The 10,494-nt window shown below is 55.7% G+C and carries 11 protein-coding genes; 8 read left to right on the top strand and 3 right to left on the bottom strand.

Features of this window, described 5'->3' with window-relative positions; all coding sequences use genetic code 11:
* Nucleotides 1–753: 753 nt before the first annotated feature.
* Nucleotides 754–1,401: a TetR/AcrR family transcriptional regulator gene (locus VFU50_09205; GenBank protein HEU5233025.1), complete on the bottom strand. Its 648-nt coding sequence runs from the start codon at nucleotides 1,399–1,401 to the stop codon at nucleotides 754–756.
* Between the two features lie 80 nt (nucleotides 1,402–1,481).
* Here VFU50_09205 and VFU50_09210 point away from each other — a divergent pair, with 80 nt between their 5' ends.
* Together VFU50_09210 and VFU50_09215 are read left to right on the top strand one after the other, a co-directional pair.
* A complete protein-coding gene (locus VFU50_09210; GenBank protein HEU5233026.1) occupies nucleotides 1,482–2,123 on the top strand; it encodes an NAD(P)H-binding protein in 642 nt (213 codons plus the stop codon).
* A gap of 25 nt (nucleotides 2,124–2,148) precedes the next feature.
* On the top strand, nucleotides 2,149–2,523 hold the full coding sequence (locus tag VFU50_09215; GenBank protein ID HEU5233027.1) for a DoxX family protein: 375 nt from the start codon (nucleotides 2,149–2,151) through the stop codon (nucleotides 2,521–2,523).
* A gap of 95 nt (nucleotides 2,524–2,618) precedes the next feature.
* Here VFU50_09215 and VFU50_09220 read toward each other — a convergent pair whose 3' ends face one another.
* Nucleotides 2,619–3,104 carry a hypothetical protein gene (locus VFU50_09220; GenBank protein ID HEU5233028.1) on the bottom strand — a complete coding sequence of 162 codons (486 nt, stop codon included), beginning with the start codon at nucleotides 3,102–3,104 and terminating at the stop codon, nucleotides 2,619–2,621.
* Nucleotides 3,105–3,238: 134 nt separating this feature from the next.
* Here VFU50_09220 and VFU50_09225 point away from each other — a divergent pair, with 134 nt between their 5' ends.
* The 4 genes from VFU50_09225 to VFU50_09240 all read left to right on the top strand — a co-directional run bounded on the left by VFU50_09225 (nucleotide 3,239) and on the right by VFU50_09240 (nucleotide 6,274).
* Nucleotides 3,239–4,516, top strand: a complete 1,278-nt coding sequence (locus tag VFU50_09225) for a vanadium-dependent haloperoxidase (protein ID HEU5233029.1) — start codon at nucleotides 3,239–3,241, stop codon at nucleotides 4,514–4,516.
* A gap of 234 nt (nucleotides 4,517–4,750) precedes the next feature.
* On the top strand, nucleotides 4,751–5,275 hold the full coding sequence (locus VFU50_09230) for a hypothetical protein (GenBank protein ID HEU5233030.1): 525 nt from the start codon (nucleotides 4,751–4,753) through the stop codon (nucleotides 5,273–5,275).
* Nucleotides 5,276–5,403: 128 nt separating this feature from the next.
* Nucleotides 5,404–5,766, top strand: coding sequence for a metalloregulator ArsR/SmtB family transcription factor (locus VFU50_09235; GenBank protein ID HEU5233031.1), 363 nt, complete (start codon nucleotides 5,404–5,406; stop codon nucleotides 5,764–5,766).
* Nucleotides 5,747–6,274: an SRPBCC domain-containing protein gene (locus VFU50_09240; GenBank protein ID HEU5233032.1), complete on the top strand. Its 528-nt coding sequence runs from the start codon at nucleotides 5,747–5,749 to the stop codon at nucleotides 6,272–6,274. Before VFU50_09235 ends, VFU50_09240 begins: the two co-directional genes overlap by 20 nt.
* 254 nt (nucleotides 6,275–6,528) lie before the next feature.
* On the opposite strand, the gene VFU50_09245 is transcribed toward VFU50_09240, so the two are convergent.
* On the bottom strand, nucleotides 6,529–8,040 hold the full coding sequence (locus VFU50_09245) for an IS1182 family transposase (GenBank protein HEU5233033.1): 1,512 nt from the start codon (nucleotides 8,038–8,040) through the stop codon (nucleotides 6,529–6,531).
* A 189-nt stretch (nucleotides 8,041–8,229) separates the two neighbouring features.
* Here VFU50_09245 and VFU50_09250 point away from each other — a divergent pair, with 189 nt between their 5' ends.
* Nucleotides 8,230–9,966 carry a SulP family inorganic anion transporter gene (locus VFU50_09250; protein ID HEU5233034.1) on the top strand — a complete coding sequence of 579 codons (1,737 nt, stop codon included), beginning with the start codon at nucleotides 8,230–8,232 and terminating at the stop codon, nucleotides 9,964–9,966.
* Between the two features lie 229 nt (nucleotides 9,967–10,195).
* The gene (locus VFU50_09255; protein HEU5233035.1) at nucleotides 10,196–10,456 is read left to right on the top strand and encodes a hypothetical protein; all 261 of its coding nucleotides are present in this window, start codon (nucleotides 10,196–10,198) and stop codon (nucleotides 10,454–10,456) included.
* The last annotated feature ends 38 nt before the right edge of the window (nucleotides 10,457–10,494 follow it).

Here is a 10,494-nt window from a genome sequence, read left to right on the forward strand (position 1 = left end):
GCTCTCGCCGGCATCCATCGCCCGCATCACCGATATCTTGAAATCACGACTGTAGCTGCCTCGGGCCAAGTCCATTGCCTTTCTCCATTCAATGTACTCAGTCCCTTATTTCCCTGTCTCATTTTTGGGGTTCACTCCAAGCTTCTATGCCCCTCCCCCCTCCCCCCTTTTTCGCAAAATACATCTTCCAAAGCACTTAGCTTCTTTTTTCTCGCGTTTTTCCCAATTTAGTACACAATATGTTGTATTCCGAAAATGCGAAATACCGAGATCTTGTTTATTACTACTCAGTAATTACCCTTTCTGCTTCGAGAAGCGCCGGAGGCGCGCCATATGAAAGCCCAGGACGAAGTCCCGCGGAAGGAAGCAAGCGGTTTGGGCCCGGTTAAGCAAACGCACGTTTCCCCGGGATTTTGACCCACAAACTTCGTCGATAACCATTGTGCAGTGAAGTACATAGGCGAGAAGTCCGGCGAGAATGATCGGCTGGGGTAACGCCGAGTTTTCCACGGGGTAACCCCGAAATTTCCACGGGGTAACGCCGAACTTTCCACACGGTAACCCCGAGCTTTCCGTGGGGTAACCCCAGCCCGCCGACATCCGCGCATTCATCAAGCGCGCTTGGCGCCCCATTTCGAAACTTTGTGCTGTCGGTCTCCACGCTCGAATCACACCCATACTTCTGTGCTATGACGAAACAGGGCGAAAGTCAAGCGAATTTCTGGAACACGAATTTGAAGTTGCGCCATCCTGTTAGGTGATCCGGCTCCGTCGTTTGTGAGCGAGCAGCGAATCGACTAGAGTATCGGCCAGCCAGTCCTGGTATTTCTGCGGAGACCAGCCGCGCTCGCTCACCAGCATCCTGTAGACGTCGCCACCGGTGAGCATCCAGAAAATATCGCGTGCTGTCTGAAAGGTGAGTCCTGCTCGCAGCTCTCCAGAGTCGCGAAGGGAAGTGATCATGCTTTTCTCTCCGTCATAGCGCAGACGCTCGCGCTGCTGTTCCAGCTTCGCCAGCTCAGGCGCCACCACGCCGGCGCCTCGCAGCAAATCAAAACTTGCACTTTGCGTGGCGCGGATTTGCCGGGCGACACCGGCAGCGAGCCGCAAACGTTCTTCCGGATCCTTCGCACTTAACGCCTGCCGCACCATCTCCTCGTAATCCTGACCGAACATCGATTGATCAAGAAGCGCGATTAGAATTCCGGTCTTCGATTTGAAGATGGCATAGACGGTCGGGGCCGAAACCTGCGCTGCGCGCGCCACGGCCTCAATCGTCATCCCTGCATAGCCTTCCCGCTCCAATAGCTTTCGCGTGGCTTCGACGATTCGGCTGCGCGTGTCGTCCGCCTGGCGTTCGCGTAGCAACGATTTGTAGGAACGCTTTCCTGTTGTGGCCAAATCGCGATGAATTATAGCATCATATATTAAGTAGTGTAATCTATAACCAATATGGAAGACCAAATCTGGAGAGGGTTTCCGTGACGGGGGCCAATATGCAAATCGTCGTCTTAGGGGCTACTGGCGGTACGGGACTTGAAAGTATCACGCGATCATTGCAGCAAGGTCACTCTGTAACGGCTTTGGTCCGTTCGCCGGAACGGCTCAGGCCATTTCAGGATCGAATCACTGTCAGGCGCGGGGACCTGCTAAGCTCCGCAGATCTTCAGGCGGCTATTGAAGGTCACGACGCCGTTCTATCGGCATTCGGCCCTCGTGTGCCCGTAAAGCAAAATGAAGCACATCTCTTAGAGCACTTCGCCGGCGCGCTCACAAAAGCAATGTTGCATGCGAGTGTTCGTCGCGTTGTTGTGGAGTCAGTTGCCTTCCTTTTCAAGGATTCCCTTTTGCCACCGGTGTATCTGCTCGGTCGATTGTTGTTTCCACGAACGGTTGCGGACGCTTCGGCGATGGAGCAAGTCTTTGCCGAGAGTGAACTCGACTGGACGATGGTCCGATCACCGGAGCTCACCGACAAACCATTTACCGGAAAGTACCGAGTGTTGGAGGGCCATCTGCCGGGCTTCGGCTTCAAGATTTCGCGCGCAGATGTCGCCGATTTCATGATCAGCGTCGTTGCGAATCGCTCCACGATCCGCAAAGTCATCGGCTTGTCGAACTAACCACCGAAACAGAAACGAGGTCTTCATGTTCGTTGCCTACGTTATTGTCACGATTGTGACAGCCGCAGCCAACATCTATGCGGCAACAAATGACTTCATCCGCCCAGCATGGCTCATGAGCAGCATGAGCAAACTAGGAGTGCCAGAATCGCGGCTACCCACATTGGGCATGCTCAAAGCGACAGGAGCACTAGGATTGCTGATCGGACTTGCCGTGCCATTCATCGGAGCGGCTGCAGCAATTTCTCTGATCCTGTTCTTTGCTGCCGCCATCATTACTCACCTGCGAGCAGGGGATCATGGGTTTGGCATCGCCGTGGTGTTCCTCCTGCTCGCGGTTGCCGCCTTGGTGCTCACTATCTATGTGAGAAAGCCGCCTATGTTGGCGTCAATCTCGTAATCGGCAGTTCGCACAGTCCCAAAGGCTCGAGAAGCTATCGCTAGAAGGCGGAAAACCGGGCGATCACGCTGTCCCTGATTTCCTTCGTCTTGTTGTCACTCGGCATTCAGAGAATCGGTATAGATCAGGTACTTCTGCCGGACACGCATGAGTTGTTGCAGCTTCGGCTGATAGTCCTGGGCAATACACCGTGGATCTTTGCCGGACTTAAGCTCCGCCACGGTCGACTGATTCCCCAGCAGTTCGATCAAGCGATCCAACTCCCAATTCGCGGGATAGAGCTTCAACAGCGCGGAGCCAAGTTCCAATCCAAGTTCCGGCGCATCGAGAACAGATCGGTCAGTCACGATCATCTGTAATCCGCCCACGCGCTGTCCGCCTAACCTGGCTGCGATCGCAACGTGCGATTGCCAACCTCGCGGAACCCTGGGTAGACTTTGGGGATTCGCATCCCAGCGCTCCCCAACTGCAGTTCCGCCCTGGGCTAGTTTATTTCGTGCCTGCGGCAGCGGCTTTGTGGCTCTGTCTTTCCGAAGCTGGACTTCCCGAATCGGGAAATTGGAGCTCGAAATAACATCCATCTTCCCATCTGAAATCGAAAAAAGAATTGCTTGACCCGCGATGTAGTTGGGTATAGAGTCCCTGCCCAACCCTACACTGTCATCCCTCGACGTAACGGCCCTCGAACGATCTCTTGCCTCGAAAGGAGAACACCATGTCTCACTCCAGCACTCTCTTCCAGCGCTATTCGGTATTGATGCTCTCGATCTTCCTCTGCATCGCCGCCTTCGCTCGGGCGGACGCTGTGACTGATTGGAACGTGATTGCTGTCAATACTGCAATCGCGAACGGTCAAAGTCCATTTGCTCAAGCACGCTTTGCAGCAATCGCTCAACTTGCCGTCTTTGAAGCTGTCAACTCCATCCGCGGAGACTACCAGCCATATCTCGGCACCATCCAGGCTCCCGCGGGCGCTTCAGTCGACGCGGCGGCAATCCAAGCTGCGTATCGCGTGCTTAGGACGTACTTCCCTAACAGCGCAGCGACGCTCGACATGCAGCGCGCCAACTCACTGGCAGCAATCGCAGACGACCAAGCCAAGACCGACGGCATCGCCACTGGCGAAGCCACCGCTTTGGCGATGATTGCGCTGCGCGCTAACGACGGCTCGTCGCCTCCGCAATTCAAGATTCCCGGAGCGCCACTTCCGGGTGAGTGGCAGGCCACTCCGAGTTGTCCAATAGTCAACGGAGTTGCCGTCGGGCAGTTTCTTCACTGGCAGAATGTAACTCCATTCGGCGTCACCAGTGCTGGGGCATTTCTACTGGATCCGCCACCGGCTCTTACCAGCAACGAGTATGCAAAAGCCTATAACGAGGTGATGACGGTCGGAAACGCTACTAGCACTGAGCGCCCACAGGATCGGTCTAACGTCGCGATCTTCTACGCAGCCTCGTCACCAACCTATGTAATCAACCAGGCTGCCCGGCAGGTTGCGCAGGAACAGGGGCGTTCGATGTCGGAAAATGCTCGGGCTCTGGCACTGATCAATATGGCGGTGAGCGATAGCCTGGTGGCATCCTTCCTCAACAAGTACCACTACAACTTCTGGCGTCCCGAAACGGCAATTCATCTCGGCGGCACAGACGACAATGCGAAAACCGATCCTGACACCACATATAAGCCGTTTATCCTCACGCCGTGCTTCCCCAGTTATCCCTCGAACCACGGCAGCGGCACTGGCGGAGGAGTCGAGGTCCTAAGACGTCTTTATGGTGAGGCAGGCCATTCGATCACGATCTCGAATCCCGCGGTCCCGAACATCGTCTTTCAATACACGACGTTCAAGCAGATCGCCGACGATATTTCCGACGCCCGTATTTATGGCGGAATTCATTTCCGATTCGACCAGGAGGCAGGCTCCGACCTTGGGCGCGCGATCGGCACCGCAGTATATAAAGACAACTTGCGTCGAGTGCACGATGACGAATGAGTAGTCACCTCCTGAAACATCGGGACATCCATCATAAGTAGAAGTAAGGAGAGACGGGGGTCCCTTACACTTGGGAGTTCCCAAAGTGCTGGGATGGTCGTGAACGGTCTTTGATGTGTCCGCACGGCCAAAGCGGCCGGATGCGCCACTCTTGCGCGATGTTTGCGCGACGGTGGGATTCCACGGACGTTTGAACAGTCTCTCTTTGACAGAGACACGCTGGAGGAACGCATCATGACTCTGTTGAAACAAAAATCTCTATCCCAAACTGCTGAACGTCTTGTTCTTCTCGCTGCCTCTGCGTTCCTGATAGTGGCATCCAGTTTGACTACTGCATTCTCGCTGCAGGTTGCGCCGCCGAAGGTTGATGCAGCCGACGTTCGGGCTTTCGTTGGTACCTGGGAAGCAAAATTCAGGGGCAAGACCTTTCAAACCGTCAAACTCGAGAACACGGGTGGAAAGCTCTCCGGCACAGCCAACCACATCGCGATCGCGCTGGACAGCGAGGGAAACTTGATTGACGCGCGGGCGCATGAGGGATCTGACGACATAACTTTTGCGAAAGTTGAAGGGAACATCCTTCATTTCACGTGCACCGGCAAAGCGCATATGAATACGACTACCGGTATCAGCTATCCGGAAAAGACAGAATATGAAATGAAGTTAGCGGGCGAGGGTGAGGCCGAAATTCGTCCTGTTGGAGACGGCGTCGATGCGCCACAACTCAAGCCTTGGAAGCTGGAGCGCGTAAAAAAGTAGACGGCCGATGCCGACGCTCTCTTCCCATTATGGGTTACGGTTTTCTAGTCGGAATTTCCAGGAAACCGGTGCTCCACTTGGAAAGCCAACCTTGCAGTTCCTGCGCCCGCCGTTCTATACTGAACCATATGGTTCAGTATAGAGAACCCGTCCTCGACGCTTCGTTTGCCGCCATCTCAGATTCCACCCGACGCGGCGTTCTGGAACAGCTAGGACGCGCGGATGCTTCGATCACCGACCTGGCCGAGAAGTTTCACATGACGCTGACGGGCATGAAGAAGCACGTCGGCGTCCTGGAGCAGGCAGGGCTCGTCGTCACGGAAAAGGTCGGGCGTGTGCGCACCTGCAGGCTCGGCCGACGCGCACTCGAGAAAGAGGCGGCATGGATCGAGAGGTACCGCCAGCTCTGGGCCGCACGCTTCAACGAACTGGACAAGCTGGTCGACGAATTGAAACAGAAGGAGAACGCCCATGAGCGAAAGAAAAGATAATGCAATCAACTCCACAAAGTACGGCACGACGGCAGAACGGAAATCCGATCGTGAGCTCGTCGTGACGCGAACCTTCAACGGCCCGGCGCATATCGTCTTCGATGCCTGGACCAAGCCGGAACTGCTCAAGCGGTGGTGGGCGCCGAAGTCGTTCGGAATATCCTTCGTTTCCTGCGAGGCCGACGCTCGTACCGGGGGCACATACCGTTTCGTCTTCAGTCATCCCGCCTCGGATCAGCCAATGGCATTCTTCGGCAGGTACGTCGAAGTGACTCCGCCCTCGCGCCTCGTCTGGACGAATGACGAAGGCGATGAAGGCGGGGCCGTCACCACGGTAACCTTCGAAGAAAAAAGAGGCGGCGAGACCCTCGTCGTTCTGCACGACCTCTATCCCTCAAAACAAGCTCTCGACGATGCCATCGCCTCCGGAAGTACAAGTGGCTGCAGCGAGCAGTTCGAGCAGTTGGACCAGCTTCTCGTCTCTGCGGAAACGGGCGTGGGACAGTGATGAACTCATCGAACGCGCGCGAGTGGAAAGGCATTTTGTTTCACCCCTAAAATTCAGAATGAATTTCTTCGCACGTTCCAGACGGAACGTCTTCCCGGTACGGGAATAAATTGAGAATACGTTCCGTCTGGAAGCTGTGAAGAAATTGTTTTCTGTTCATCGGGGCAAGAGTTTCTCCGCTCGCTTCGCTATTGGTACTGAGTCTCCTTAGTTAGAAGGGCTTTTGACAGGTATTGTGGCATGAGGGGACAGCGTCAGGCATATGCTATTCCCAAAGTGGTCTTTCGTTTTATGTTGAACCATCTTGCCAGGTTGTAGCTGAGGCAGGCCCAAGTCACTTCCATCGTCACTTTCAAGCGACTTCGACAACGGAACTGGCGTAATCCGCAGCGCTCCTTCAGCCAAGCATGAGGAAACTCCGCGATTTGAGAACGTTGTGAGTAGATTTGTTGCGCCGGTTCGGTCGCCATCTTCGTCTTAAATGCGGTGGTCGCTGCCGGTTCGTCGATGCGCGTGATCGATCGCCACCAGCCAGGGCGTGCACCGGCGGGAGCGCATTGGCCGCGCAGTGGGCACTTGCTACAAACCGTTTTTCCCGGACGGTACACGTGCCCGATCACGCCACTACCACGGTTTATACGAGCCTGGTGCGTGAGCTTCTGTCCCGCGGGACAGGTAAAACAATCCCGTTTGGGATGGTATGGAAAAGCGCTGGCCAGGAAATTGCCGGTGCGACCGCAGGCGTCCCGCTCCACCGCTCTCCAGCTGTCTTGCCAAGACCCGTAGAAGTCCACGCCGCAATCAGCTGCCACTTGCACCGACGCATGATTGGTGTAATCTCCGTCGGCCACGATTTGCTTTGGTGTCCGACCTAGCGTCGTCGCGCATCGTTCCAGAGCCGGTTTCAGCTGACGGTAATCGATGGCGTCGGTGGTGGCTTCCACATTCACCACCAGGCCGTGAGTTGTGTCCGTGACTAGTTGTACGTTATAGCTGGGTACCGTTCCACCCTCGCCGTTCCTCATCACGTGCGCGTCCGAATCCGTACTCGAGGCGCGCGCCACGAACTCTTTGCGATCGTGTTTCTTCTCTTTCTGCAGACGCTCTACTTCGCGCACCGCCGCTTCCAACCGACTGACCCGCTGCCGCGCCGCTCGCCGTCGCGCGGCAGCTTGACGCTTACACGTGCTCTCCTCTTGCTCGCTTTCTGCATTGAGGATGCGTACTTGCTCGCGCGCCAGTTCCAGATGCGCTTCCAGTTTTTCTTTGCGGCGGAAGCTGTTGCTGCCGGCGTTGGCTTTGATTTTTGTCCCGTCCAGCGTTACTCGTTCCAGTGTGATCAATCCCTCGGCGCTCATCATGCCCAGCACCTGTACGAACAGGTCGTCCAGCGCTGCCTTGTTCTCCGAGCGAAAGCCCGATAAGGTTCGATGGCTGATCGCTTCTAGGCCGCACAGCCATTGAAAGCCCGGCTCAAATTCGCACTGCCGTGCCACCTCGCGTGCCGAACTGATGCCACGGCTGTACGCATACAGCCACAAACTGATCAATAACTGTGGATCGGTGTGATCGCGCCCGGCACGGCCCTCGACTGCTTCAATCTGTGCGTGATAAAGACTGAGATCCAACCGTTCAACCAGTTCCCAAATCGAACGTGCGCTGTGGTCCTCTTCGATAAGTCTTTCCACATCCACAGTGCGCAACACAAGCTGGCGACGGTCAATGGACGCTAGTCGCGGAGGAGGAGCATTCCGATCATTCGTCACACCTGCAGTGTACGAGCATCGATCTTTTCCGCAATAACTTTATCGGGTCGCTCACGTCCCAATTTCTTCACAGCTTCCTGGCACCGGTTTATTCTGCGTCTGCTGTTGTTTTGAAGGCGAACCGAGGCGTTTGCCTTATTTCGCCTCCATCGCCATGCGAGCAGGATATATCGTAGGCCGCTCATTTCCATGTCAGCCCTAGCCGAATGGTCGCCGAAGTCTGTCCTTTTATTAAGGACGTACACGCTCCGCACCTTCCTTTCTGATCTCCTCGCCGGAATTACAGTTGGACTCGTTGCCTTGCCATTGGCAATGGCATTCGCGATTGCTTCAGGAATGTCGCCGCAGGCCGGTCTTTACACAGCTGTTTTTGCGGGGTTCCTGATTTCTGCGCTCGGCGGATCGAGCACCCAGATCGGCGGTCCGACCGGAGCCTTCGTCATCGTCGTTGCCGGAATTGTTGCAAATCACGGCGTCTCCGGCCTTTTCATCTGTACGCTGCTCGCCGGACTCATGCTCATCTTTATGGGAGCGACTGGGCTGGGATCTGCTGTTCGTTTCATCCCGCGGCCGGTTGTGGTGGGATTCACCAATGGCATTGCGATTCTGATCACGAGCACACAAATCAAAGACTTTTTTGGGTTGCGGATAGCCTCCGTTCCCGGCGACTTCCTGGGCCGCATGCATGCGATCGCGGTCAATTTCCGCTCGATTTCGCTCTCGGCGACGTTGTTGTCGCTCATTTCACTCGCGCTCATCATCCTGACTGCCCAATATGTGAAGCGGATTCCAGGCTACATAGTCGCGCTTTTTGTCGGGACTGCGTTGGCGTTGATTTTTAGACTGCCGCTGGAGACGATCGGCACCCGCTTTGGCGGCATCCCGTCTGGATTACCGCACTTGGCTATTCCACATCTCAAATTGAGCCTGGTTCGGCCTTTGATCTCGCCTGCAATTACGGTCGCTATGCTCGGCGCCATCGAATCGCTTATGTCAGCCGTGGTTTCCGACCGCATGAGCGGCGACCGGCACAATCCCAATGTGGAATTGATTGCGCAGGGAATTGCAAACCTGACCTCGCCACTCGTTGGAGGTCTGCCCGCAACCGGCGCGATTGCACGTACCGCAACCAACATTCGCTCTGGCGCAAAGACTCCTGTTTCGGGAATGGTGCATGCGCTCACATTGCTGAGCATTCTTCTGTTCGCCGCGCCGTTGGCGAAGTTCGTTCCGCTTTGTGTCCTTGGCGCCATCCTGATGGTCGTGTCGTACAACATGGGCGAGTGGCGCGAAATTCCGGAACTGCTGCGGTTGAGCAAGCTCGAGATTGCAGTCTGGCTCATTACTCTGCTGCTCACGGTATTCGCCGATCTAACTGTGGCCGTCGAAGCAGGCATGATGCTGGCAATCTTGATCTATTTGCGCAACGTCACGTCGACTACGACCGTCTCGGAAGTCACGGCAGAGTATTTGGAAGATGGTCGCGTCCATATCCTGCAGGACAAGCAGATTCCTCCCTACGTGAGTATCTTCCGCATTCACGGTCCTTTTCTTTTTGGAGCCACTGACAAGATCAACGACGTAGTAGCACGGCTCGACCAGATGCCAGCAATCGTTGTCCTGCGTCTTCGCAATATGACTGCGCTCGACGCGACCGGGGTGCGCGCACTCGAGGAGTTTGCGGACGCGGTCCACGGTAGTGGTCGGCATTTGATCTTATGCGGTGCTTTGCCACAGCCGGCAAAACTCATGAAACAAGCAGAATTTGAGCAGCACGTGGGAGCACAGAATGTATGCGCAAATGTTACGGCGGCACTGGCGCGAGCGCAGGAATTATTCGCGAAGATGTCGCCGGAAGATCAGTCGATGAATTTGCGCAGGCGTAAGACGGATCCTGTTGAAAGTGCCTCTGCAGCCACTGTCTAGCTTCACTCGAAGGCACTACCAAAGCCAGGCGGAACTCGGCGGGATAGCCTGAGACTGTCTCCCATTTGCTTCTCCTCTCCATGGAAGGCGGCGTGGGACTGTCATGAAGTCGTCGAACCGTCCAGCCAGGTAAGAGCAACCGCAAACATCAAAAAGCAACACCAACCGCAAAACCCAAAGACAAAAGCGCCACCCGCTACCGCAGGAGTTTCTGTTAGACTGCTCGGCCGTGGCCGAGAGCGTGCCTTTGGCTTACCTGATCATCTTTCGTTCTTACGGGACATGGTTGCACGGCGATCCGCGCGGATCGGTCGATCGATTTCACAATCAGTATGGCACGCCGGTCTTTCCCCCCAACGCTGCCCGCCTTGTTCAAACCGAGGTCCGGCTCAAGAGAGTCCCTGTTGTGCTCACGGCGGTGCAACGCCAGTCCGTCGAAGGGCGATTCGCGAAACGCGTGATATTCGGAACTGGCTTCTCCGGGCGCTGAACGTAAGGACGAACCACGTCCACGCCGTCATTTCTACC

Source organism: Terriglobales bacterium, assembly GCA_035764005.1.
Classification (GTDB): Bacteria; Acidobacteriota; Terriglobia; order Terriglobales; family Acidobacteriaceae; genus Gp1-AA112.

What these genes read in the sequence shown, in the direction of transcription:
- VFU50_09215 (HEU5233027.1), top strand. Translation starts at nt 2,149, where the DNA reads ATGTTCGTTGCCTACGTTATTGTCACGATTGTGACAGCCGCAGCCAAC.
- VFU50_09220 (HEU5233028.1), bottom strand. Translation starts at nt 3,104, where the DNA reads ATGGATGTTATTTCGAGCTCCAATTTCCCGATTCGGGAAGTCCAGCTT.
- VFU50_09225 (HEU5233029.1), top strand. Translation starts at nt 3,239, where the DNA reads ATGTCTCACTCCAGCACTCTCTTCCAGCGCTATTCGGTATTGATGCTC.
- VFU50_09230 (HEU5233030.1), top strand. Translation starts at nt 4,751, where the DNA reads ATGACTCTGTTGAAACAAAAATCTCTATCCCAAACTGCTGAACGTCTT.
- VFU50_09235 (HEU5233031.1), top strand. Translation starts at nt 5,404, where the DNA reads ATGGTTCAGTATAGAGAACCCGTCCTCGACGCTTCGTTTGCCGCCATC.
- VFU50_09240 (HEU5233032.1), top strand. Translation starts at nt 5,747, where the DNA reads ATGAGCGAAAGAAAAGATAATGCAATCAACTCCACAAAGTACGGCACG.
- VFU50_09250 (HEU5233034.1), top strand. Translation starts at nt 8,230, where the DNA reads ATGTCAGCCCTAGCCGAATGGTCGCCGAAGTCTGTCCTTTTATTAAGG.